Here is a 24490-nt window from a genome sequence, read left to right as displayed (position 1 = left end):
TTCTTCCCGCTTGCACCCGCGACCTGAACCCGGTTTTCTATCGACCAAGCAACAAGAACATATGAAACCATTGCGTATCGGACTAATCGGTTACGGCTTCATGGGCCGGGCTCACTCCAATGCTTTCCGCAAGGTCGGCAATTTTTTTGACCTCAAACACCAGCCGGTGCTGCAGGCGGTCTGCGCCCGCGATGCTGAGAAGGCGAAGGCGTTTGCCTCCAAATGGGGCTATGCCAGCATCGAGACCGACTGGCGGAAGCTGGTTGAGCGCGAGGATATCGACCTGATCGACATCGCCAGCCCCAACAACACTCATGCGGAAATCGCCATGGCAGCGGCCAAGGCAGGCAAAATGATCCTGTGCGAGAAGCCCTTGGCGATGAACGGGCCTCAGGGCGAGAAGATGGTTGCCGCCATTCAGAAGGCCAAGGTGCCTAACATGGTCTGGTACAACTATCGTCGCATTCCCGCCGTTACCCTAGCGAAGCAGCTCATTGATGAAGGTCGGCTGGGTCGCATTTTCCATTACCGCGCCAAGTTTCTCCAAGACTGGACCATCAGCCCCGAACTCCCGCAGGGCGGGGCGGGCCTCTGGCGCTTGGATGTGAAAGTGGCCGGGAGTGGCGTCACGGGCGATCTGCTGGCCCATTGTATCGACACCGCTCTTTGGCTGAACGGAGACATCGACACGGTGACGGCGATGACCGAGACCTTCGTGAAACAACGCAAGCACAGCCTGACGGGCAAGGTCGAAAAGGTGGGCATTGATGATGCCAGCGCTTTCCTGGCCCGGTTCAGCAATGGCTCCCTCGCGACGTTCGAATCCACGCGCTATGCCCGTGGCCACAAAGCGCTCTATACCTTCGAGATCAACGGCGAGCACGGTTCTATCGCGTGGGATTTGCACGATCTGCACCGTCTCCAGTACTTCGAATACAAGGACGAAGGGCGCGTTCGCGGCTGGCGGAATTTGCATATCACCGATAGCGATCATCCTTACATGAAGAACTGGTGGGTGCCCGGTTTGGCAATTGGTTACGAACACAGCTTCGTCCACCAAGTCGCGGACTTCATCCAGGGCATCGAAACGGGCAAGCCGGCTGGCCCGACCTTCAAGGATGCGCTGGCGACGGAATACGTTACCGATGCGGTGCTCAAGTCGGCCCGCACCAACAAGTGGGAGAAGGTCAAGCACGTCAAATAGTGGACGTGGGCGCTGCCGTTTTCGGTGGTGCTCGCTACTCGTTTTGAAACCACGACGGCTGTCGGGCCCCCCGGGGGGACTGGCGGCCGTCGTTGCTGTACGGGTGTTGTAGTATCTTGATTTTGAGTGGTTTAGGGCTGGTTGATTGGGTGGGTCCGTAGAATTACCAGGGCCGGGGGTCGGGGGAGTTCCAATCTTCTCTCTGGGAGCCCGTACGCATAGGGGGTTTGGCGGAGCCGTGCGAGAGTTGCTCATGATGAAATTGACCGCACGACTCTTAAAAGGCAGCGCGCTTTGGGTGGCTGCAGTCGCCCTAACGACCAGCATCCAGGCGCAAACTCGCGAACTCCAGGCTGTAGTCCGCACCGTTACCGGCAGCGCGACCTACTCGCTCGGTGGCAAATCTGGATTACCCGTCCGGGCCGGAAGCCGGCTTCCCGCTGGAAGCATCATCCAAACCGGATCCGGAACGACCGTGGACTTGTTCCTGGGCCGCGGTACCGGCGTGGTCCGGGTCAAGGAGAACACCACTCTTGGCTTGAGCAAGCTCACCGCCACCGACTCGGGCGACGAGCAGTTGACCGAGACGGAACTGACCGTGCCGCGGGGTGAAATCCTCGGTAGCGTCAACAAGCTTCCTTCGGGTTCGCACTATGAGATCAAGACCCCGGATGGTTTGGCGGGCGTGCGTGGAACCCGCTACCGCATCTCCGTGCCGGGTGGCATCTCGGTCTTGGACGGCACCTTGGTGTTCGTGAAGGACGGCAAGGCCAATGTGGTGAAGGGTCCTGGTTTTTTCGACCCCGCTAGCGGCAGCCCGGTTCGCGAGCTGACTCCGATTGAGCTGCCTTTGCTCCAACGTGAGTTTGACGGCCTGGGTGGTGGACCGCGCGAGGTTGCCCAGATTCCCACTCCGGCGCCGCAGGAACAGTTCCTGTCCCCCGTGGGACGCTAGCACGGATCGGGACAGAGGAGCGTGCTGATTGATTCACGGCGACGGGTTGGAGTCCTTGGGATTCCGGCCCGTCGCTTCTGCTTTTTCAGAGCTCGCGCGTTTGTTTTTACATGGTCATAGAATTCCTAGCTGCTATCTTGATCCCCATGCGGACCGTGATATATCCGGGCACTTTCGATCCGTTGACCAACGGCCATCTGGACTTGATCCAAAGGGCAGCGAAGCTTTTTGATCGGGTGGTGGTGGCCGTGGCGGTTAACGAAGGGAAGAAGCCATTGTTTAGCCCGGAGGAGCGACTCGCCTTGGTACGGACGAGTGTGCAATCCTACGCCAATGTGGAGGTAGAAACCTTTTCGGGTTTACTCGTCGACTACGTCGAGGCCCGTGGCGGACAGGCGATTGTGCGGGGGTTGCGGGCCGTGTCCGACTTCGAGTTTGAGTTCCAGTTGGCTCTGATGAACCGCAAACTAAACGAGCGAGTCGAGACGATCTTCATGATGCCCAAGGAAACCTTCACCTTCCTCAGCTCGCGGATTGTGAAAGAGATCGCTCGTCTGGGTGGCGATGTGAGCAATTTTGTCCCGAGTCAAGTGGTGGCTGCGCTGACCGCGAGGTTCCGTGCCATCGAGAACGCCTAGTCAACCGAAAGGATCGTTATGTCCTCCCCCGCTGCCAACCCTTTGGATGTTCACCTTCGCCTGCTGGAGAAGAAGCCTCTCCGTTTAAAAGGGAAGGCGGATCCTAAGTTATTGGACCTTGGATTCGATGACGAACTGGTTCATCTGAACCGGCCTTTGGAGTTTGATGTGGAGGCTGAGATGGTGGGAGCGGATCTTCTGGTTCGTGGAAGTATTTACTTACCAATAGATTGCGAATGCTCTCGCTGTTTAAAACCTTATGTTTATGAGTTGGAGTTGGATCCGTGGGTATGCCATATTCCGCTCGAGGCAGAAGGGGAAAAGGTCGTTCTCAATGGTGATGCCGTGGACTTGACGCCCTATCTTCGGGAAGAGATCGTCCTCGCGCTTCCTCAACATCCGTTGTGCGAAAACGAGTGCAACGGTCTCCCCGGTTTGGTGAAGAGTGGTGAGGACGAGCGGTCTGTCGCCCAGTCGTCAGGTAAGAAACCGGCTTCGATTTGGGACCAATTGGATAAACTGAAACTAAGGTAGAATTATGGGTGTTCCTAAGCGAAAACCGTCAAAAAGTCGCCAGCGTATGCGGCGAGCCTACAACAGTGTGATGAAACTGCCCCAGGTCAGCGAATGCCCTCAATGTGGAGCGTCTTATCGCCCGCACCGGGTATGTCCTTCCTGCGGCTTCTATAAGGAACGACAGATCCTGACGGTGAGCGCTGGAGCTTGATTCTTTGAGACGAGCGCAGTGGTGTCTTACATCCCTGCGCTCGTTCCATTTATGCGCATCGTGGTGGATGTGATGGGTGGAGACCAAGGGCCGTCGGCGGTCATTGAGGGCTCCGTCCAAGCCTTATCCTCAGCAGGCAACGAGCGGATCCAAAAGCTGTTCTTAGCAGGCCAGAAAGAGGCCATTGAGCCGGTGCTAAGCCGCTTGGGCTGCACAGACCGTCGTGTGGAGATCATCCATGCGACGGAAGTGCTGACCATGGACGACAAGCCTACCGACGCGCTGCGCAAAAAAAAGGACTGCTCTATGGCGCGGGCCATCGAGTTGGTCCGCGAAGGTGCAGCGGAAGCCATGATTTCGCCGGGGAACACCGGCGGGTTGGTGGCTACCTCGACCATTCGCCTCCGCCTGCTCGAAGGAGTCGAGCGCGCTGCCATCGCGACCGTCATACCGACTACCGATGCCGAATTCGTTCTGCTCGACGCGGGAGCGAATCCGGAGGTTAAACCGCTCCATCTGCTTCAGTTCGCCATGATGGGGGCTGCTTATGCTCGGGATATCCTGGGGCGTGAGCGGCCTCGCGTTGGCATTTTGAGCAACGGGACCGAGGAGATGAAGGGCAACGACATCACCCGCGAAGCTTTGAAGCTTTGCCGGATGACCGACCTGAATTTCCTGGGCTACGTCGAGGGACACGATCTCTTTGCTGACCGGGTGGATGTGGTGGTGGCCGACGGGTTCGTCGGCAACATTGTGCTGAAGACCATCGAGAGCATGGGGAAGTGCATTCAGACAATCTTGCGTCGCGAGTTCCAAAAGAACCCAGTCCGCAAGCTGGGCGCCCTGATCGCCTATGGTGGCTTTCGGGATATTAAGAAACGCATGAACCCGGATAGTTATGGCGGGGCACCGCTGCTGGGTTTGAATGGGACGGTCATCAAAGTGCATGGATCGGCCAAAGCAACCATGGTGACCAATGCAGTTCATCAGACCGCTGCCGCGGTCAACACCCACCTCAACGAGCATATTCGCTTGGCGGTGGCCAAGGCCAACGAGACGGTGGCTGCGGCATGAGGGTGATCGGAATTTCAGAAACGCGCGATTAAAGGGTCATGACGACCAAACCATTCAAAAATCCCCGGGCTCAACATGGCTTTCAAGGGCGTTCGTGCTCGATCCTCAGTGTGGGATCCTACGTCCCTGAACGAATTCTCACCAATGCCGAACTCGAGAAGATGGTCGATACCTCGGATGACTGGATCACCAGCCGAACCGGGATCAAGGAGCGCAGAATTGCGGCCGAGAACGAGTTTACGTCCGATATGGCCGCAGCGGCAGCTCAGCGCGCCATGCAGTCGGCTGGGATCAAAGCCGAACAGATCGACCTGATCATTGTCGCGACGATCACTCCCGACATGATGTTCCCGTCCACCGCCTGCCTGGTTCAACAGAAGTTGGGAGCGCGACGCGCGGCGGCATTTGACGTAGAAGCCGCCTGCTCCGGATTCATCTATGCCCTTGAGATCGGACAGCAGTTCATCACCTCCCGGACCTATGATACCGTCCTGGTGATCGGCGCGGAGAAGCTTTCCACCATCGTGGATTGGACGGATCGCAACACCTGTGTGCTTTTCGGAGACGGTGCCGGCGCCGCTATTCTCCAAAGCCGTCCGAAGTCCCATGGGCTGCTGACGGCGTGCATGGGCGCGGATGGCGACAAATCGGATCTCCTTTACATGCCCGGTGGCGGCAGTATGTGCCCCGCCACCAAGAACTCCATCGCCGCGGGCCTGCATTACCTCCGCATGGATGGCAAGGAGACCTTCAAGAATGCGGTGAACGCCATGCTGACCGCCGCGAAAGAGGCACTCAAGCGTTGCGAACTGGATATCACCCAGATCAAGTGCGTGATTCCGCATCAGGCGAACCGCCGGATCATTGAGGCGGTGGGTGAACGATTGGGAGCGCGGGAGGATCAGGTCTTCGTCAATCTGGACAAATATGGCAATACCTCCGCCGCCTCGGTCGCCATCGCTTTGGATGAGGCGGTGCGCACGGGTGTGGTTCAACGGGGTGACCTCGTCCTGTTGGTAGTGTTCGGCGCTGGCTTGACCTGGGCGGCTGCCGTGATTGAGTGGTAGTGGGATTCTTGAAAGAGCTCAGAGACGCAGTGGAAAAGCGGTGCCGTGCCCTCATCTTTACCTCCAAAAATGGGCACTAGACAACTTGTAGGGGATCCTCACGTGTTCGCGGGAGGTCCTGATGCCGAAGCCGAGAACCCTGCGGGTTCGGGCCTTGCCGACAAAGTGAGAAAAGCCGGCGTTGCCCAGCTTGTCTAGTCCCCATTTTTGGAGTTAAGATGAGGCCGTGCCACCGCGGTCCATAGAGGTGTCCCGCACGCAGGGCTTTCAGCCTGTCGGACTTATCCGGACCCCGACTCGGAGTCGCGGTCCGGATAAGTCCGACAGGCTGGGTGGATCAGCACCTTGCCTAGAACTTCTCGGCGGCGCAGGGCACCGAATGCTGCTGCGCCCTGGGCGAGTGGCACGATTCGATCGATGACCGGTTTGATCCGGCCTTCCGCCGCCCATTCCAAGGTTCGTACTAGATCGATTCGATCTCGACTGTAACTGCCGATTAGACGCTGTTGTTTGACGAAGAGCGGCCAGAGATTGAGGGCAATTTCTCGTCCGGCGGTTGCGCCACAGGTGACGATAGTTCCACCCCGAGCCAGGCAATCGAACGCTTTCTGCAGGGTCTCTCCGCCGACATGCTCGATGACAGTATCCACTCCACGTTTGGCGGTGATCCGGCGGACTTCCCGCGACCAGTTCTCGCTCGTGCTATCGACGACAAAGTCGGCCCCTAACTGAGTGGCAAGCTGACGTTTGGGTTCGGAGGAACCTGTGGCGATCACCCTTGCCCCGAGTTGTTTCGCGATCTGAATTGCTGCGGAGCCCACTCCGCTGCCTGCTCCGATCACCAGTACCCAATCGCCTGCCCGGGTGGAGGTGCGGCTCGTGAGCATGTGCATGGCGGTGCTCGCCGCCAGAGTCACAGCGGCGGCGGTATCGAAAGACAATCCGTCGGGAAGGGGAACTGCGTGCCGCGAGGGAGCCAATGCGAACTCGCTGAACCCACCATTGCACTGTACCCCGAAAAGTAGGCTATCGGTGCACATGGAGTCCTGCTCGCGAAGACAGAACTCGCATTCGCCGCAGGACAGCCCTGACGAGATGCACACCCGATCTCCCACTTTACGATCGTGAACCCTGTCACCGATGGCAGCGACGGTTCCAGCAGCTTCTGAGCCTTGGATCAGGGGAAGAGTGATGGGGATAGGGAGGCCCTTTTCCTCCACCCAAAGATCTAAGTGGTTGAGGCCGCAGGCTTCGACCTTCACGAGCACCTCGGTGGGCCCGGGCGTAGGCACGGCGAGTTCAGCCACTTCGAATTGCCCGGGGGTTCCGTGGGCGGTGAGGCGCAGTGCTTTCATGTGCCGATTGGAAATCCCACGGCCGATGGTTGTCGAGCACTCCGTGCATCGGATGAGCTTGCCCTAGGCTCGGGGTCGGGCATAGTACAGCCCAGCAGCAGGTTGCGCTCGTAGCTCAGTTGGATAGAGCATCCGCCTTCTAAGCGGACGGTCGCGCGTTCGATCCGCGCCGAGCGCACCACTTTCAGCCCGGTTCACGAGAGCTTCCGGCCCTAACCCTAACTCATGACAAATGATTCCGACTACCTGACCCGCTTTGGCGGGATCGCCCGCTTGTATGGGGTGGATGGTCTGGCACGGCTACGCAAGGCCCGTGTTACCGTCGTCGGCGTGGGAGGGGTTGGATCTTGGACCGTGGAGGCGCTTGCCCGTTCTGGCGTCGGTCATCTTACCTTGGTCGATCTGGACGATGTCTGTGTCACCAACATCAATCGCCAGCTTCCAGCGATGGATGGTACGGTGGGTCGGAGCAAGATCGACGTTCTTGCGGAGCGCATTCAGTCGATCAATCCGGAGTGCCACGTTGAACAGCGGCTGGAGTTCTTCACCGCCGCCACGGCGAACGAGTTGCTCTCGATTCCTTGCGACGGCGTGGTCGATGCCATTGATCAGGTGCCGAACAAATGTCTTTTGATCGCGGAATGTTTGCGTCGGAACATCCCGCTGGTGGTCTGCGGTGGTGCAGGAGGACGACGCGATCCCACGGCGATTCGCGTGAAGGATCTTGCCCTCACTAGCCATGACCCGTTGCTGGCCCAGGTTCGATATCAGCTGCGTCATGAGCACCAGTTTTCGGCGGAGTCGACGGCCTGGGGAGTGGAGGCGGTCTTCACCACGGAGCTGCCAGTGTTCCCGCAGCCCGACGGTTCCGTGTGCGGGGTGCGCCCGAAGGGATCTCATGGGGTCGGGTTGCGACTGAACTGCGATGCCGGGGTCGGCGCGGCGACGTTCGTCACGGGCGCGGTGGGATTCACGGCTGCGAGCGTGATGATTGGGCGGTTGGCGCAACTAAGCCCCGGGCTGGTCTGACGGGTCCGATTTCTTATGGGTGAGGGCCGATCCACAGCAAGAGAGATTCCCGACTCCGTCCGGTCCTGGAAAGCTGTAGAGGGCTACAACACTGCATTCGTGACCTGCATCGCAGATGCGTTTTGGAGTTGATCGAGGAACGATCCGATCAAGCTTACAGTTCCGTTCTCCGGTAGCTCTCTCTAAGCATTCCCCACAAGTCCCTCGACCAAATGTTAGAATCCCAACGGGATTCCGCCTCAAAGCCCAGGGTTGGCGCGACGCAGGAGCGCCTACCCTGGGTTAGTCGTTGTGTTCTCACAACCCCATCGCGGGTTGCGCTTGGGTTCACCCGAAGCCCCGTAGGGTTCGCAACCCAGAATTAAGGATGAGATGGGTAAGAGCACGAATTATGTCACGGCGCGACGGCTGGTGAAACCCTGAATGCGAGACGTGAAATGTCGGGGCTGTAAGACCGATTTCGGAAACGACTCCGAGGGCCTTTGAAGAGAAGCCGCCAAGGTTCTCGATCAGCAGCTGCCTCCGGGACTTGACGTCTCCGTTGTAACTGTTCGCTGTGCGCCAGAACCCCATGCGTGTCTAGGTGAAATACCAAACGCGAACAGACTTGCGTTTGGTTTGACTAAACGCGAATCTAAACGCATATGGTAAAGCGCGAGTTTTGGTGTAAACAGATCGAGCTGTTGTGGGAGCGGCGTTCTATTGTCTGGCTCAAAGGCGTCCGACGCGCAGGAAAAACGTCTCTCGCGAAAACGCTTGGCCACATCGAATACTTCGACTGCGAGCTGCCCCGCGTCCGACGCGCGATGGAGGATCCGGAAGAATTCCTGGGCGGCCTGCAGGGGAAGCGCATCGTGCTCGACGAAGTTCACCGTCTGGACAACCCGTCGGAATTGCTGAAAATCGCGGCCGACCATTTCCCCGCCACACGGCTGCTGGCGACCGGCTCATCCACACTGGGTGCGAGCTCGAGATTCCGCGACACGCTGGCGGGCCGGAAGACCGAGCTGTGGCTCACTCCGATGATTCTGGCCGACTTGGAGGACTTTGGACAGCGGGACCTGAAGCGCCGGCTTTTGCACGGAGGTTTGCCTCCGTTCTTCCTTTCGCCGGAACCGCCGGAGCGGGATTTTCAAGAATGGATGGACGCGTATTGGGCGAAGGACATCCAGGAACTGTTCCGGCTGGAACGCCGCACTTCCTTCCAGCGGTTTCTAGAGCTGCTGTTTGCTCAGAGTGGGGGTATCTTTGAAGCAACCCGATTCGCTGCGCCGTGCGAAGTGAGTCGCTCCACTATCACAAACTATCTCGCCGTGTTGGAGGAAACGATGGTCGCGTTGGTGGTGCGTCCGTTCAGCACGCGGCGCGCGACGGAGATTGTCGCCGCGCCGAAAGTGTACGGTTTCGACACGGGTTTTGTCTGCGCTCATCGCGGTTGGTCGGAATTGCGACGGGAAGACTTGGGTGCGCTGTGGGAACATTTCGTTCTCAACGAACTCATCGCGCGTACGCAGTCGGCGGAGTGGCGATACTGGCGCGACAAGGCCGGGCACGAAATCGACTTCATCTGGCAGCGCCGTGGTCGTGGACTATTGGCCATCGAGTGTAAATGGTCAGCGAAGGACTTCGACGCGACCAACCTCCTCGTTTTCGCACGCATGTATCCCAAGGCCGAATATGTGGTCGTGGCCACTGACGCCGAGCCATCCTTCCGCCGTAACTTCGGCACACTTTCGGTAGAGTTTCTCACCTTGGAGAGACTGGCCATGCGCGTCGCGACGCCCGGAATCTCTGCGTGAAGCAACTCGGGTGGGGCGCGGGTGTGTCGATGTGACCGCTGGCCTATGCAGGAAAAAATTGCCCCTCAAGACCTGGCTATTACCAACTCGATGAACGTACGTTCATCGAGTTGGTAGTCTGGCTCGGATGGGCGCTCCTGGACTCCTGACGTCGTTTCCTACAGGGGTGGGGGGCGTTAGGGGGGGGCGATGGCTTCCGTTGGACTCCTGACGTTTCCGCCTTCGCCGAGGCTATGGCGAGACGGGCGTCCCCTAGAGGGAACGGTCGGCACTGTGGGGGAGTTTGCTCCAGATGAGGGGGAAGGCGCTGGCGAATTCGTGCGGGCGATCGGCGATCCACGCGGTGATTTCCGCGGGGCTGAACCACTCTCCTTGGTCAACTTCCTCGGGTTGCAGCACGAACGGCCCCTCTGATTCGCAGCGGTAGACCCACACAAATTCCTGACCTGTCTCCGAGCAGGCATCGATCTTGAACAGACGGCGTGGGGGGTGGATGACGGTGAGCCCAATTTCTTCCCTCAGCTCGCGCACGGCGCATGCGTCATAATCCTCGCCCTGATCAAGATGGCCGGAAGCTGAGGAATCCCAGGTGCCAGGGAAGCAGTCCTTAAGCATGGACCGCTTCTGTAGAAAGAGATCTCCTCGCTGATTGTAGACCAGCACATGGACCGCGCGATGCAGTAGCTTTAGCCGGTGAACCTCATGGCGAGGGCGGTGATCGATCACTTCGTCGCGCTCGTTCACAACATCGAAAATTTCTTCCTTCATCGTTCGTTGGTCTGGTCTAGATGGTCTTAATCCGGTCCCAAATGCTTCGCAGATCCTCGTCCTGGAGCGCCATCTCCTTGATGACAGTCACATCCTCGGCCGCTTCGATGGCTCGATGAAGCCAGTCCCACGCTTCGGACGGCCTTCCCAATTGTGCTGCATAGCAGGCGAGGTTGTAGGGGATGGTGCTTACGGCGGGAAATTTTTGAACGGCGGGGAGCAATGCATCCCAGGCTTGCTGCAGTCCCCCGGATCGGCACCGCCGCAGGGCGTAGGAACGGTGGATCCAACTGGTGGGATCATTCGGACTCACCTCCATGAGCTGACTGGCAGCAGCGAATGCATCGTCCCAGTTTTTCAGGGAGGCGGCGATTTGCCAACGGGCGTTCAACACATCCGGATGCTGTTGCAGTTTAGGGGAGATCTTCTCCCATTCGGCCAGCGCCTCATGGGGATTGCCTAATGCCAGCCAGCCTTCGACTGCCTGGAGTGCATGAAAATCAGAACCGGTAATCAAAGGCTGGTCCTTTACTGCTTGAGCCATAGAAACGCATTTTAGAATTGTCAGGCTGTCTGTTGCTACAGCCGGCACCTCCCCATTCCCTCAAGTTTTAAATTTTAATCAAGGGAGAACTCGATGGACAAATCCGCTTGGAAGCCGGGCTGTCCTCTGGCTAAGTGGCTGGCAAAGCATGAAATGGCTATCCTTTCTGTTTCCTCTGTGGATCGCGGCGCTTCCTTGGGTGGCGCTGGGCGCGGAAAAGCCCTTCCTGAAGTCGGAACTGATTTTCCCCCTGGAGCATTGGCACAATCACGGCTCGTGCATCGTGGAAGCTCCCAATGGGGATTTGCTGGTCTGTTGGTTCAATGGGTCGGGAGAGCGGAAGGCCGATGATGTCAAAATCGAGGGGGCGCGCCTGCGCAAAGGGGCGAAGCGCTGGAGCGAGCGCTTCACGATGGCCGACACGCCGGAGTATCCCGACACCAACTGCGCCATGTTCATCGATCCCATGGGTCGTCTCTGGCTGATGTGGCCAACCATCCTGGCCAACGAATGGCATACCGCCTTAATGAAGTACAAAATCTCCTCGGACTATCGTCGGGAGGGCTCACCCCGCTGGCAACAGAGTGAAATTCTCCACGTCACCCCGGGGACCAACTTCATCACCGCCACGCACCGCTACGCCGAGGAATTCTCCGCCCGCCTGAAGGCGGAGAACTGGCCGGAGACCGACCGGGCAGAAGGTTTGCGTTTCTTGGAGTACGTGAAAGCGCAGTCCGATGATAAACTGCAGCGGCGCTTGGGATGGATGACCCGCGCTCACCCGTTCGTGCTGGAGGGGAAACGGCTGATTGTCCCGCTTTATTCCGATGGTTTTTCCTTCTCCCTCATGGCGATCAGCGATGATTGGGGTGCCACCTGGCACGCCAGCGCGCCCTTGTGCGGGCCGGGCAATATCCAACCGAGCATCGTTAGACGCCAGGACGGATCGCTCTACACCCTCATGCGCGACAACGGTCCGCCTCCCAAACGGCTCATGCAGAGTGAATCACGAGATCGGGGCGAGACGTGGAGTCCGGTGACCGACAGCGATCTTCCCAATCCGGGTGCTGGTGCCGAGATCATCAACTTAAGCAATGGTCATTGGGCCCTGATCAACAACAATGCCGAAAACCATCGGGGGTCCCTGGTGGTTCAGATCTCTGATGACGAAGGGCGCACCTGGAAGTGGCAGCGTCATTTGGAGCGGGATGAGCCCGGTAAAAAACAGGGGTCGTATCACTACCCCAGCCTCATCCAATCCCGCGACGGCACGCTGCATGCCTCCTACAGCTATCACATTTCCACCGAGGGTCTGCCCAAGGATGCTCAAGGCCGGACGGCTCATAAGAGCATCAAGCATGCGCATTTCAACCTGGCTTGGGTGCAGGCTGGTGATTGAGGGTGCCGGCTCACCGCCACCCCTCGAGCAGTTCCGGAAACGGGCAGCCTTGGCAGAGGGCATCCGAGTGCTCGCAGAAGTCGCTCACGATTTGCATCAATCCTTGTTGCAGTGCGGCCGTTTTGGGTGCGTTGCGTGTGGAATCACCGCTGAGCAGTCGTAGTCGAGCGAGCTTCAGCACCGTGTTGTCTTGAGCGGAGGGCCAGGCGAGGTAGCGTGCCTTGAGCCGCCGGGCTTGCTCCCGGTCCTCCTGCCGACAGGCGTCCATCCACAGCCAGGGCAGGGCGGCATTGATCGCCAGGTCGGTTAACCTGGCGGTGCCGAGCAGGGGTTGTTTGGAATCGCTCGCCGCGCAGCGAAACGTCCAGTGATGCGACCAGAAGGCGTCCTCTGGAATTCGCAGGGCTTGCCGAAATTCCTCCACCTGGCGTTTGGGTGTCGGATGGTCTTGGTGACCCCAGGCTCGAAGGCGCGGCAACAGGTCTGCATCACTGAGCCAGTGGGCTGCAAGGGCAAGGCGCCTCTGAGGGTGGTTTGCCGGCCTTAGGTGATGCAGATGCCAGACCGAGCGGGGGAGTATCAAGTCTCCCAGTTCGTGCTGAGCGCGCCACCAAACATCCCATAGGCTGCGCAGGTAGGGGCGGGCAGCGGTGGGCACCTGCCTGACCTCCGCGGGTAGCAGCCCGGACACTCCCAAGAGTTTGGCCTGCAGGGTCTGGGTGGTGTCGCCGACCTGCCTGACCCGAGGCAGCAATTCTCCCAGATGCTGCATCGGCCAGGGATTCTGCTTGTATCCCAGCGTTCGGAGAACGAATTCCCAAAAGGCTTGCTCTGCCCCCACCGTCGCCGCGCGAAGGCGGATTCGTTCCGCCTTGGCTTCGAATCGTGTCTCCGCCGCCGCCTGCAGCAGCCTGTGTTGCTCCGCTTCGGAGAGGGTTCGCAGCGGGACGCGACACTGGCCTGACATCGTCGCTGGCCAGCGGGGGGTGCTGGCGGCAGCCTCCCATTGGGCGAGTTCCTCCCAGGGGGCATCCAACTGGCTTTGCAGCTCCAAGGTGGGTGCCAGGCACGGACTTTCCGCTTTCCAAACGACGTGCAGGATGACGGCCGAATAATCCGAGCGACGATGGTGTCCATGCGATCGCCACCCGCTCGAGTGCAGATCGATCTCGATATCGCCCTGTTGGGCGACCTCTGCCTCCCACTGGACAATCGCCCGCCGGAAGTCGGGTCCGGCCTCGCGATTCCAAAAGCCAGGATGCAGCACCCGCAGCAGTCGTCCATCCACTGTTCGCAAGCCTTCGCGTCGGATCCGTTGATGCAGCCACAGGCGCTGCAGCAGCCTCTCCGGCGGAGCTCCTGCCGGTGGGTGGTCATGGCACAGCCAGGGCAGGGCATAATGACAATGACTGCGCCGATACAAACCAACTGGGTGGATCTCCAAGGCCACGATGGAGGCAGGTATACGAGGGAGTTTTCGCTCCGTCAAGTCTTTGGCCCGGAATCCAGGTTGAAAGTTCCCGCCTTTCCCGGTTTGCTGAGGTGGTGGGCTGGATCTATCGACATGTCATTCGTCCCGTGCTGTTTTCACGGGAGTCAGAAACCGTTCATAACGAAACCATCGAGGCACTGGCCTGGATGAGTCGGCACCCGGCCTTCTGCGATTTGGCCGCCAGTTTTTGTGAGGCTCCGGAGCTCCCGGTGCATCTGTGGGGGCTTAGGTTCCCGAATCCGGTGGGCCTGGCAGCCGGCATGGACAAGCAGGCCGTGGCGGCGCCCATCTGGCCCGCGCTCGGTTTTGGCTTTAGCGAGCTGGGTGGAGTGACTCAGCTGGCGCAGCCGGGCAATCCTGCCCCGCGCATGTTTCGGCTCGTCTCCGAGGAGGCTTTGATTAATCGGATGGGTTTCAACAATCCGGGGGCCGATGCGGTCGCCCGGACCCTGGGTCAGTGGAAGGCTTCGGGCCGATGGCCTGTCCATCCGGTGGGCATCAACTTGGGCAAATCGAAGCTGACCGCCTTGGAGCATGCGGCAGAAGACTATGCCTATTCCTTCCGAGCTCTTTGGGGGCTGGCTGATTTTTTTGTGGTGAATGTGAGTTCCCCCAACACGCCCAACTTGCGCCAGCTGCAGGACCGCGAGGCGCTACGGGATATCCTGCTCCAACTGCATTCGGTTCAAAATGAGCTTTTGGCAACGAAGTCCCCCATGGCCGGGGCCTCGTCCGCTTCCGCAGGCCGCAAGCCTATCCTGGTCAAAGTTGCCCCGGATCTCTCCTGGGAGGCGTTGGATGATATTGTGGGTTTGGTTGAGCCTTGTCAGCTGTCCGGCATCGTGGCCACCAACACCACTCTGGCTCGACCGGAGTCGTCGGATCCAGCGCTCCAGGGATTGCTGGCCGAGACCGGAGGGCTGAGCGGGCGGCCATTGAAACAGCGGAGCACCGAGGTCGTTCGACATCTGTATCGTCAACTCCAGGGCCGCGTTCCCATTATCGGCGTCGGCGGGATTTTCACAGCGGAGGATGCGTGGGAGAAGATCCAGGCAGGAGCCAGCTTGGTTCAAGTCTACAGCGGATTGGTTTATGAAGGCCCAACCTTGTGTCGCGACATCGTCAGCGGGCTGAAGGAGAAAGTCGCGGCGGCTGGCCTCCGCTCGATCTCCGAAGCGGTTGGAAGTTCTGTGCGGTAGGGATCCTAACAATACACCAGCAGCGTGTTCTTGATCGGGTTGACCTGATGGTGGCTGAGGAGTTTGGAGATGAAGATGTCGCTCAACTTCTGTCCCTCGGGGATCAGCAGCATCCCGTTCGCGGTGTAGATTCCCCGAGCCAGCACCATGCCTGGGGTCAGCTCGTTGAGGAGCACCTCGCGTTGTCCTCGGCTCACAAAGTCGCCGGGCCCCGCCCGCAAGAGCGCCCGCACGGCCTCCGGATCCAGGGCATTGCCCGCCAGCCGTTTGAGCTCCGTTAGCGTCTCCGCCTCGTTCTTGCCAATGTCGACATAAGTGATGGCGGCGGTGAGCAGCCGGGCCAGCCAGGGGATCTCGCTGCCGGCGATCTGGTCTGGGTAACCTTGACCATCAAACCGTTCGTGGTGGCTGCGGATCAGTTTGCCAACATCGGACAGCTTGTCGATGAAGCCCACCAGCTCTTGTCCCCAGACAGGATGTTGATGCAGCAATGTTCTTTCGGCCTCACTGAGTGAGCTGGGGAAACGGTGAAATTTTTTGATGAGGTCGCGAGGTATTCCCAACAGTCCGATGTCGTGTAGCTGCGCGGCGATGTCGAGCGTGAGGCGTTCCTCCGCGCCCAGCTGCAGTGTTGCCGCTATCTTCTCGCACATGAGTCGGACCCGTCGTCCGTGGCTGCCGAGGCTGGGGTAGAACGTCTGCAGAACTTTGACACACAGCTCCACGGAGCGGTGGAGATTTTGATTGAGAGTGCGGTTCAGCGTCTCCAGCTGCCGGTTCTGCTCCAGCTCTCGTTGGAGCTGCTTTTCCAGACTTAAATTCGCGGCGCTCAGCTGCTGGTTCAGCTGTTGGGTCTGCGTGGTGAGCCGCTCGTTCTGCACGAGCAGCTGATAGCGGTGGAGCCCGTTCTTGACGGTGGCCAACAATTCCTCGCGCACCCAGGGCTTGATGACAAAGCGATAGATCTCCCCGCGGTTGATGCACTCGAGGACGGTTTCGAGGTTGACGATGCCGGTGATGAGAATGCGGGTCGCGTGAGGTTGGATCAGCTGGGCTTTGGCGAAGAAGTCTAACCCGTTCATCCGCGGCATGTGGTTGTCGCTGAGGATCACCGAAAAGGAGTGTTGACGGACCAGCTCGAGGGCCTCCTGCCCATCGCGCGACGTCATCACCTCGTAGCCGCTCGATCGGAACAGCTCCTGAAGGAGTTCCCGCAAAACTTCCTCGTCATCGACAATGAGAAGGCGTGGCGGAGATCCTTCCAGCTGCGGCCGTGCGTCAAGGGCGGGAGCGAATCCTAGCGTGACGGGTAGTGGAGCCATGCGAGCCTAGTCTGGAAGCATTAGGAGTAGGATTGCCATCTCCCAGCGGAGGGCTGGGTGTAGGCCTGATGGACCAGCCGCAGATGGCGGACGGAGGCATTCACCTGGACCATTCCGGAACGGACTACACTGAGCTTCTGCTCCAGGAGGGCCTGGTTCTCCTGCTCGAGCCGCTTAAGCAACGTGACCTGTTCCCTAAGCTCGGGCGGAAGTAGGCTGAGGCCGGGGGCGGTCCATCCCTGGTGCCCGCCTGCCTGTTCGAGGACTCCATCGATCTGGACTTGAAGCCTGGTCTTTTCCGACTGGAGCTCCTTGAGAGCTTTCCATTCGGAGGAGGTTATCGCCGTCCGTTCAGACTCGCTTAGCGATTGCCAGGCTCGGAGTAAGGGAAGCAGAGCGGGCAGAAGTGATTGAAGGCTTAGATTTCTCATCCTGATCATCCGTGAGCTTCCAGAGAGGGGCGACCTTCCGCGTGGGTGGCTCCGACCTCCTTGGACAGCATCTCCGCCCAGGCGTCCCGGACGACGGTCAGACGCTGGATGACCTCGCGCAATCCGGTTTCCTCTTTCTGGATGTTGCTTTCTTGAAGCCGTCGATCGAAGTAGCTGTAGAGCCCTCGCATGGTGGCGGAGAACTCGCCTCCAGCGGTCATGTTGAGGCTGAGGTTCAGCTCGTTGATGATGTCCTGAGCGCGAATGATGTTGTTGCTAACCGTCTGGTTAAATTCCAGCGGATCCTCGTTTTCAAATGCGGCCAGGGCTTGGTTGAGAAAGCGAATCGCCCCATCGTACAGCATTAGTACCAGCTGTCCTGGGGGGGCCGTGTTGGTGGCTACGTTGCGATACGACTGCCACGGGTTCCCATACGTCATGCGGGAAAGAGTGTCGGTTAGGGGTTAAGTTCAGGATTGCGGTTCTGTGATCACTTCAGCGAGCAGCCGCGAGAGCCGGTTGATCAGCTCGGGCGGCGGATAGTTCTTGGTTTCGACCAATCGAGTGGCGCGCTCCACTTCCTCCTGGCGCACGTCAGGTTCGGCCTTCAGCGCCTGATCCAGCGCTGCTGCCGATTCGAAGTGCGGCTCGGACTGCGGAGCCTTGGTGGTCTTCGTAGGCTCTGGTGACACCCCTGGGGTCACTGGCAGCCTGATTGAGTTCGTGTTGACTTGCATATCCGCTCAGCCTCTCTTCCAGGACATGACTTTGGTTCGGTCATGTTCCACATTCATTCCATCGTAACTTATTGGAAAAACTGTAGCCTGTTGGCGCGAATTTTTCTTACTTCCGGAGGGGGCGTTTCCGTCGCCGCTGGTGTTGGATGCCGAAATACCTTACCGTCGCGGTAGCGTTGCGAAGAGGGAGTGAAGGCTGTATTGGGCGAATCTTCGCGGAGAATTGAGGATCAGTGTGTCTCCGGAGTCCGTTGGATATGCCTCATTCTGAGAGTTTTGAGCAAAGCGTTTCGCGGCGGTGGCCACTTCGGGTACTCCGGAATCGAAGACCTCATCTGTGGCCCAAACGATCTCCCCTCGTCGGGCCTCGATCAGTTTCAACCGCCACCCGACGGACACTGGGCCGTAGGGCTGAAAGTGCGTCATCTCGGCGAAAAGCACCGCCTGACAGGAATAATGTTCCCGTAACTTGCCAAGCAGTTCCAGGGGGAACGGTTCGTCGGCCTTCCACTGGGAGCGACCGCTCCACCGTCGAAGTTTCTCGGGGGAAATACGAACCACCTCGAAGGCGTAGGCTCTTCCGAGTTCGCGGGCAAGAATCTCTCCGTTTGATTCCAGCACGGAATCGGAGTCGGCGTTGGGCGTTCCGGGCGTGAGGGGCAGGATCGCCACCCGTCGCATGTCGGCGGGCAGGCTCTCCTTGGATCGATACACGTTCGCGGGGCTGAAGCTCCGGGCCACGGGTTTCTCCAGCTTGCTTTTGAACCACCGGGTCAGAAAGAAGCTGCCCGCATTCGCTCGGGGCGGTTCCCATCCGAGCAGAATCACAGCGAGGAGCATCCAGCCTAGGCACTTCATGAGGGAATCATCCGAAGCTCTTGGTGATGTATTGAAGCTGTTGGTTGATCTTCGACTGAGCCGTTTCCATGGCTACAAACCGCTCGATCATCGCCGCTCGGACCGCCAGCACCTGACGCTCCTGCTCGGCGATCTGGGTGTCGATATCAGAGACCTGATCGTCAAACGTTGCCTGCTTGTCGGCGAGATCTCCGTCCTCCCCGGCAATCCTCTCCAGATACGCATGCATTTTCGTGGCCATGCCACTGGTGCTGTTGGTGAAATAGTCCTTCACCCCACTGAGGTTGCTGGCCAACGCCTGATCGAGCAAAGCCTCATCGGAGAGGCTGATCAGGTTGTCGGTGCCGTTGGAAGAGATGCCGAGATCCGAAAGCAGGTCGATAGTCCCGGTTAGGCCGGTGATCTGGGAGTTGGACAGGCTGCGCAGATTGCTTGTGATGGTGAACGCGTCCTGCTCGGCGGCCAGAATTCCAGCGGTCACCTTTCCCTTGTCGTCCGTCGTGCTGGATGTGTAGCTGTCGATGGCCGAGTTGCTTTTGTTGTATTCGGTGATGAAGTCCTTGATCGCCTGTTTGATCTTCTTGGTGTCGGTGGTGATATCGATGGTGGTCGTGCCCGTGGTCAGAACCGACACATTCAGGCCGGCGATACCCGAGCTGTTCTCATCGATCACATTGGACTTACTGCTGAGCACCTCGGTGCTGTCGTTCAATTGATAGAGCAGGTCGCTCCCTAGAGTTAATCCGGTGGAGGTGGATAGCCCTGCGGCCGCCAGGAAGTTGCCTGTCACGTCCTCCAGCGCCATCCCCAGGCTGCCGGTCGTCTTGTTGCTCAGGACGACCCTGTCTTTGGTAGGATCGTAGGTGGCAATCACGCCGGCCTCCGAGGAGCTGATGCGATCCAGGACGTCGTTCAAGGTGTCGTCAGTGGTGCTGTAGCTGATCGAGACTCCGTTGATCTTGAAGGCGCCGGCACTTCCCCCGGTGATGGCGGTGCTGAAGTTGGAGTTGGAAAGCGCACTCGAGGTTTGCAACGCTCCCAGCTTGGACGAGCTGGTGATCTCGTTGGTGTCGTTGTTGTTCAGCCGGGCAATGGTGAGAAAATTGCTTGTGTCATTGGCGCTGCCGAGAATGATCTTCTGACCGGATGCCATCTCGAGCGAGATCTTGTCATCGGTCGAATTGTAGCTCCCCGTCACCGTGCCCCCGGTGGCCGCGCTGATCTTGTCGAACACCTGTTGCAGAGTATCGGTGGTGGCGACCTCAACCTTCTTTCCGTTCACCGTGAATGTGCCGGCAGTGACCGGAGTGGTGAAAGGGGTCGAGCTTAGGACGAGGCTCGAGACGTCATCCGTCGCACTCAGCGAGCCGCCTGAATTCTCGGATCCGGCCACCACCGAGCTGGTGGCGAGGGAATTGATCTTGAACTTGTAGCTTCCTACCGCCGAGGCCGATGAAGCGGTTGCCGACGCGATGTCGGTATCGGTGGAGTTAGCCGCCCGGGTATCGAACAAGCTGCCATCCTTGAGCGCGCTGACCTTGGATTGGAGCGTCGTCAATTGCGATTGGATGACGCTATATGCCGAATTTCGACGTGCGATGAGCGCCTGTTCCGTCTGCAGGAGACGTTGCGGCGCGCGATCGACCTCCGTCAGTTGATCTACCATGCTCCTCCAGTCGAAACCGGAAGCCAGCCCAGAAAGTCCTAGTTCAATTCCTGCCATACGCGCACCAATCAGTACAGTTATCGGCAATAATCTACCCCCCTTGATCTTTTCCGACCGGGAAGGGGATAACCCGGACGGCGGATGACGCCGTCCGGGTTCCCGATTGCTTAACTTTTCGTTTCAGCGTGAACCCTTAGGACAGGAGCCTGAGGGCCGACTGCGGAACCGCGTTGGCCTGAGCCAACATCGCTGTGCCTGATTGGACCAGGATGTTGTAACGGGCGTATTTGGTGCTTTCTTCGGCAACGTCCACATCCTTGATGCGGCTGTTTGCGGCGGAGAGGTTATCCTTCAGCACACCCAGCTGTTCGTTGGTGTATTGCAGCCGTGAGAGGCTGGCGCCGGCGGTGGCACGATCACTCGCCAACTGAGTGATGGCGTTCTTCACACTCGTGAGCGCGCTCGAGGCGTTACCTGTGCTGGTCACGGACGCTGAGCTGAGCCCAGTGTAGGTGGCAGAACCCAGGTTGACCGCACTCATCGAGAAGGTGGTGCCTTCGCTGTCGATGGTGACGGACAGGGCGCTCGAGCTGAACAAGCTCACTCCGTTGAAGTCTTTCGACGCTACATTGGTGATGTAGGAGGAAAGAGTACTGAATTCGTTGTTGTACAACGTCCGATCACTGTCACTCTTCGTCACGTCCTGGGCCAGAACCGCCAATTCACTCATACGGTCCAAGGCCTTAGCCACCTTGCCCATGAACCCGTCCTGGGTTTGGCTGAACGAGATGGCGTTGCTGACGTTACTCTTCGCCGCAGCCGTCCGGCTGATCTGGGCATCGAACCTCATGGACACGGCCAAACCGGCGGCGTCGTCTTCGGGGGAAACGATCTTGGAACCCGAGGACAAACGAGCCAGTGATTTGGCCAACAACGAGGACGATTCCGAGAGCTGCCGAGCGCTGCTCTGCGCCGAAACATTAGTATTAATAACCATAAACTTCTTCCATGAATGCCCGGTTAGGGGCGGTGAAACGGCATCCCTGCCGTCGGGTGAACTTTTGTCAGGAGGGCGCCCACCCACTTTCCCTGCCAGCGGTTCTAGGTGGCTGGCCACCGCGTCGCTCTCGCGACCCTTTTCCATCGGCAAGCTGGGGAGGAAAATTCAGGCGTCGGCGTCGGGGGTTGGTTTTTGTTAATCTATGTCAGAGAATGGGATAGGGCGTGAGGATAGGTGTCCTGGGATGGGGCTATGGCAGCCCACAATGTCCTGCCCTAGGGCAGAATTTGGCATGCCTCGATTTACGGTAGGGCGAGACTCCGTCGAGCCCGCAACGGCCCCGGGCTTTCCTTTAACAAAAGGGCTACCCTGATAAGGCCTTTTGAACGGTAGAGGCACTGCGGTCCACAGGGCGCTCGGACTCTCCAATGACGTGGGTAGCGGGGTGGCACTTTGGAGCGCGGAGACATGTCTCCGCTTTTCCTGCGCGCGGCGGAGTGGCGGGGGGGTGCCATAGGTGAATGGGTTCGTGGAAGGGGATAAGGCGACGTGAAGGAACAGCGGTGTCGTGCCACCGCGGTCCATAGTCGTCATGTGCCTCGCGCAGCGTCTTGGAGTGCGTGCAGGCCTCGGCCGCTCGGTAGCCCGGGGCTACGATCACGTCACGCCCTGCGCTCGGGGATGCGCATCCCGTAGAATGAGCGGTAGACGAAGACGAGCGCGATCAGGAAGAAGGCGATGCCGATCCCTTTTCGCATCGCTGCGTTGGTCATGGCCACCGCAATCTCCACCGCCAGCAGGCCAAACAAGGTGGTGAACTTGATCACTGGGTTGAGCGAGACCGAGGAAGTGTCCTTGAAGGGGTCTCCCACAGTGTCGCCCACAACGGTGGCCGCATGGATCGGGGTGCCTTTTGCCCGCATGTCGACCTCGACAATCTTTTTCGCGTTGTCCCAGGCTCCCCCGGCATTGGCCATGAAAAGCGCTTGGAACAGTCCGAAGAAAGCCATGGCAATCAGGTAGCCGATGAAGAAGTACGGGTTGAAGAACGGGAGCGCGAGTGCGAAGGAAAAGATCACGATGAAGATGTTGATCATGCCCTTCTGCGCATATTGCGTGCAGATCTTCACCACCTCCTTGCTCGCCTCGGTGGATGCCGGTCCTTCGTCGAGTTTGATGTTGTCCTTGATAAACACCACCGCGCGATAGGCCCCGGTCACGACGGCCTGGGTAGAAGCCCCGGTGAACCAATAAATCACCGATCCCCCCATGAGCAATCCCAGGAGCACTTCCGGTTGGACGAGACTGAGCTGAGCCACCGCATTTCCGTAGGTTTTTTCCAACAAGAGGATGATTCCGAACACCATCGTGGTGGCTCCTACCACCGCGGTTCCGATGAGCACTGGCTTGGCGGTGGCTTTAAAGGTGTTGCCGGCGCCATCGCCTTTTTCAAGGAGCAGCTTGGCGTTTTCGAAATCGGGCTGGAAACCAAACTGTTGTCGGATCTCGTTCGCAATGCCGGGCTGGGCCTCGATCTGGCTGAGTTCGTAGACCGATTGCGCATTGTCGGTGACGGGCCCGAAGCTATCCACGGCGATGGTGACGGGACCCATGCCCAGGAACCCGAAGGCGACCAATCCGAAGGCGAAGATCGGGGGCGCAAATGGGTAATCGGGCATCGAATGGATCAGGGAGGGGTGCTGAGACACCGCGTAACTCACCCACATGAGCCCCATGATGGTCAGTCCTTTCCAGAACGCCGAAAAGTTGCCCGCCACAAAGCCAGACAGAATGTTGAGGGACGCGCCACCATGGTCCGAGGAAGTGGTGATCTCCTTCACATGCCGGGAAGTGGTGCTGGTGAACACCTTGGTAAACTCTGGGATGACCGCACCCGCCAGAGTGCCGCAGCTGATAATGACCGACAGCACCCACCACAGACCTTGTCGCGTCGCCCCTTCCAAGGGGGCGAGCAGCAAGTAGCTGGCACCAAAGGTGACGGCTATGGAGAGAATCGAGGTGATCCAGACGAGGTGGGTCAGCGGGTCCTCCAGGTTGAATTCTTTTCGATGGCCATACCAGGCCCGGCTTAATCGCTCGTTGAACCAGTAGGCTCCCAGCGACGTGATGACCATGAGTATGCGCATGGCGAAGAGCCACAGGATCAAAATGCCGCAGAGAGTCGGGCTTTTGGCCAGTGCCAGAGCGAGGAAGGTGATCAACGCCACGCCGGTAACCCCGTAGGTCTCGAATCCATCGGCGGTCGGACCCACGCTGTCCCCCGCATTGTCCCCCGTGCAGTCGGCGATCACCCCCGGGTTTTTGGGATCGTCCTCCGGAAGGTGGAAGACGATTTTCATGAGATCGGCCCCGATGTCGGCGATCTTAGTGAAAATTCCGCCGCAGATCCGAAGCGCGCTAGCCCCCAAAGACTCCCCGATGGCGAAGCCGATAAAGCAGGGGCCGACCAAGGTGGCCGGAAGAAACAGGAGGATCGCAATCATGAAGAACAACTCCACGCTCACCAGGAGGAGGCCGACGCTCATGCCGGAGCGCAGCGGGATGAGGAGGGTCGCGAGGGGTGGTCCTTGCAGTGCGGAGAAGGCCGTTCTTGAGTTCGCTACCGTGTTGATCCGGATGCCGAACCACGCCACTCCGTAGGATCCCAGGATTCCCAAGATGGAACTGAGCAGAATCACGATCACGTGGCCGGCGGATTGCTGCTGGAGTCCTGCGAAGTAGTATCCCATGCAGGCGGCAATGAGCAGCCACAAGATCAGCAGGAAGCGTCCTTGCTGGAGAAGGTAGGTCTTGCAGGTTTCCCAGATGATCTGGGATACCGCCCGCATGCGGTCGTGGACTGGCAATGCCGCGGTGTGGACATACTGTCGCCAGCCGTAGACGCTGGCCAGCACGCAGACCACCAAACCGAAGTAGAGGATGGCCGTCCCTGGCACGGTGCCTCCCAGTAAGGAGAACTGAATCCGATCCAGTTGGGGGAGCACGAGGTCGGCTTCGCTGGCCGGTAGCGCGAGAGGGCTGAGGAGGAGAACGTACAACGCATGAAACCAAGAGGAGGTTCGGTTCATAGGCTTACGGTCCTTTTTTGACAGACTTCGGCCTGGTTTGCCAAACTATTTGCGAAGATACGTCGAAAGACGTATTCCTCATAGGGGTCGTTTTGAGTTAGGCTGCCGAGTGTCTAAATTACTTGGGCGAAATAGGT

At 59.0% G+C, this 24490-nt stretch carries 23 protein-coding genes and 1 tRNA gene; 12 read left to right on the top strand and 12 right to left on the bottom strand.

The features are described from left to right. The first annotated feature begins 61 nt into the window (after nucleotides 1-61). The 7 genes from JNN07_11410 to JNN07_11380 all read left to right on the top strand — a co-directional run bounded on the left by JNN07_11410 (nucleotide 62) and on the right by JNN07_11380 (nucleotide 5665). Nucleotides 62-1204, top strand: coding sequence for a Gfo/Idh/MocA family oxidoreductase (locus JNN07_11410; GenBank protein ID MBL9168339.1), 1143 nt, complete (start codon nucleotides 62-64; stop codon nucleotides 1202-1204). Between the two features lie 253 nt (nucleotides 1205-1457). Then, nucleotides 1458-2159, top strand: coding sequence for a FecR domain-containing protein (locus JNN07_11405; protein MBL9168338.1), 702 nt, complete (start codon nucleotides 1458-1460; stop codon nucleotides 2157-2159). Nucleotides 2160-2305: 146 nt separating this feature from the next. Beyond that, nucleotides 2306-2797, top strand: coding sequence for a pantetheine-phosphate adenylyltransferase (gene coaD, locus JNN07_11400; protein ID MBL9168337.1), 492 nt, complete (start codon nucleotides 2306-2308; stop codon nucleotides 2795-2797). 18 nt (nucleotides 2798-2815) lie between these two features. Beyond that, complete coding sequence (locus JNN07_11395; protein MBL9168336.1) at nucleotides 2816-3331, top strand: DUF177 domain-containing protein; 516 nt, start codon at nucleotides 2816-2818, stop codon at nucleotides 3329-3331. Between the two features lie 4 nt (nucleotides 3332-3335). Further along, the gene (rpmF, locus tag JNN07_11390; protein ID MBL9168335.1) at nucleotides 3336-3524 is read left to right on the top strand and encodes a 50S ribosomal protein L32; all 189 of its coding nucleotides are present in this window, start codon (nucleotides 3336-3338) and stop codon (nucleotides 3522-3524) included. Nucleotides 3525-3575: 51 nt separating this feature from the next. Further along, nucleotides 3576-4598 carry a phosphate acyltransferase PlsX gene (gene plsX / locus JNN07_11385; protein MBL9168334.1) on the top strand — a complete coding sequence of 341 codons (1023 nt, stop codon included), beginning with the start codon at nucleotides 3576-3578 and terminating at the stop codon, nucleotides 4596-4598. Between the two features lie 38 nt (nucleotides 4599-4636). Further along, complete coding sequence (locus tag JNN07_11380; protein MBL9168333.1) at nucleotides 4637-5665, top strand: ketoacyl-ACP synthase III; 1029 nt, start codon at nucleotides 4637-4639, stop codon at nucleotides 5663-5665. A 281-nt stretch (nucleotides 5666-5946) separates the two neighbouring features. Here JNN07_11380 and JNN07_11375 read toward each other — a convergent pair whose 3' ends face one another. Continuing rightward, the gene (locus tag JNN07_11375; GenBank protein MBL9168332.1) at nucleotides 5947-7020 is read right to left on the bottom strand and encodes a zinc-binding dehydrogenase; all 1074 of its coding nucleotides are present in this window, start codon (nucleotides 7018-7020) and stop codon (nucleotides 5947-5949) included. 104 nt (nucleotides 7021-7124) lie between these two features. Here JNN07_11375 and JNN07_11370 point away from each other — a divergent pair. From JNN07_11370 to JNN07_11360, 3 genes are all read left to right on the top strand, one after another. After that, nucleotides 7125-7201 (top strand) — tRNA-Arg (locus JNN07_11370). Nucleotides 7202-7245: 44 nt separating this feature from the next. Further along, nucleotides 7246-8049, top strand: coding sequence for a tRNA threonylcarbamoyladenosine dehydratase (locus JNN07_11365; GenBank protein MBL9168331.1), 804 nt, complete (start codon nucleotides 7246-7248; stop codon nucleotides 8047-8049). A 644-nt stretch (nucleotides 8050-8693) separates the two neighbouring features. Beyond that, on the top strand, nucleotides 8694-9848 hold the full coding sequence (locus tag JNN07_11360; protein MBL9168330.1) for an ATP-binding protein: 1155 nt from the start codon (nucleotides 8694-8696) through the stop codon (nucleotides 9846-9848). A gap of 252 nt (nucleotides 9849-10100) precedes the next feature. On the opposite strand, the gene JNN07_11355 is transcribed toward JNN07_11360, so the two are convergent. Further along, on the bottom strand, nucleotides 10101-10616 hold the full coding sequence (locus JNN07_11355; GenBank protein MBL9168329.1) for an NUDIX domain-containing protein: 516 nt from the start codon (nucleotides 10614-10616) through the stop codon (nucleotides 10101-10103). A 16-nt stretch (nucleotides 10617-10632) separates the two neighbouring features. Continuing rightward, nucleotides 10633-11160, bottom strand: coding sequence for a tetratricopeptide repeat protein (locus JNN07_11350; GenBank protein ID MBL9168328.1), 528 nt, complete (start codon nucleotides 11158-11160; stop codon nucleotides 10633-10635). Between the two features lie 148 nt (nucleotides 11161-11308). Here JNN07_11350 and JNN07_11345 point away from each other — a divergent pair, with 148 nt between their 5' ends. Next, the gene (locus tag JNN07_11345) at nucleotides 11309-12559 is read left to right on the top strand and encodes an exo-alpha-sialidase (protein ID MBL9168327.1); all 1251 of its coding nucleotides are present in this window, start codon (nucleotides 11309-11311) and stop codon (nucleotides 12557-12559) included. 10 nt (nucleotides 12560-12569) lie between these two features. On the opposite strand, the gene JNN07_11340 is transcribed toward JNN07_11345, so the two are convergent. Next, a complete protein-coding gene (locus JNN07_11340; GenBank protein MBL9168326.1) occupies nucleotides 12570-14009 on the bottom strand; it encodes a DUF2851 family protein in 1440 nt (479 codons plus the stop codon). A 95-nt stretch (nucleotides 14010-14104) separates the two neighbouring features. Here JNN07_11340 and JNN07_11335 point away from each other — a divergent pair, with 95 nt between their 5' ends. After that, the gene (locus tag JNN07_11335; GenBank protein ID MBL9168325.1) at nucleotides 14105-15250 is read left to right on the top strand and encodes a quinone-dependent dihydroorotate dehydrogenase; all 1146 of its coding nucleotides are present in this window, start codon (nucleotides 14105-14107) and stop codon (nucleotides 15248-15250) included. A 5-nt stretch (nucleotides 15251-15255) separates the two neighbouring features. Here JNN07_11335 and JNN07_11330 read toward each other — a convergent pair whose 3' ends face one another. From JNN07_11330 to JNN07_11295, 8 genes are all read right to left on the bottom strand, one after another. Further along, entirely contained in the window at nucleotides 15256-16572 is a 1317-nt protein-coding gene (locus JNN07_11330; protein MBL9168324.1) for a response regulator, read from the bottom strand. A 20-nt stretch (nucleotides 16573-16592) separates the two neighbouring features. After that, nucleotides 16593-17003 (bottom strand): hypothetical protein, encoded by a 411-nt coding sequence (locus tag JNN07_11325; protein ID MBL9168323.1) that lies wholly within the window; start codon nucleotides 17001-17003, stop codon nucleotides 16593-16595. Nucleotides 17004-17008: 5 nt separating this feature from the next. Next, complete coding sequence (gene fliS, locus JNN07_11320) at nucleotides 17009-17443, bottom strand: flagellar export chaperone FliS (protein MBL9168322.1); 435 nt, start codon at nucleotides 17441-17443, stop codon at nucleotides 17009-17011. A 30-nt stretch (nucleotides 17444-17473) separates the two neighbouring features. Then, on the bottom strand, nucleotides 17474-17695 hold the full coding sequence (locus JNN07_11315) for a hypothetical protein (GenBank protein ID MBL9168321.1): 222 nt from the start codon (nucleotides 17693-17695) through the stop codon (nucleotides 17474-17476). Nucleotides 17696-17899: 204 nt separating this feature from the next. Then, complete coding sequence (locus JNN07_11310) at nucleotides 17900-18598, bottom strand: hypothetical protein (protein MBL9168320.1); 699 nt, start codon at nucleotides 18596-18598, stop codon at nucleotides 17900-17902. Nucleotides 18599-18605: 7 nt separating this feature from the next. Beyond that, a complete protein-coding gene (fliD, locus tag JNN07_11305) occupies nucleotides 18606-20321 on the bottom strand; it encodes a flagellar filament capping protein FliD (protein MBL9168319.1) in 1716 nt (571 codons plus the stop codon). Between the two features lie 136 nt (nucleotides 20322-20457). Then, a complete protein-coding gene (locus JNN07_11300; GenBank protein ID MBL9168318.1) occupies nucleotides 20458-21261 on the bottom strand; it encodes a flagellin in 804 nt (267 codons plus the stop codon). A gap of 665 nt (nucleotides 21262-21926) precedes the next feature. Continuing rightward, entirely contained in the window at nucleotides 21927-24353 is a 2427-nt protein-coding gene (locus JNN07_11295) for a sodium-translocating pyrophosphatase (protein MBL9168317.1), read from the bottom strand. Nucleotides 24354-24490: the final 137 nt, after the last annotated feature.

The sequence above is a fragment of the Verrucomicrobiales bacterium genome, from assembly GCA_016793885.1.
Lineage (GTDB): Bacteria > Verrucomicrobiota > Verrucomicrobiia > Limisphaerales > UBA11320 > UBA11320.
The sequence above is the reverse complement of the archived record's forward strand: the minus strand, read 5'-3'. Positions and strand labels throughout refer to the sequence as shown.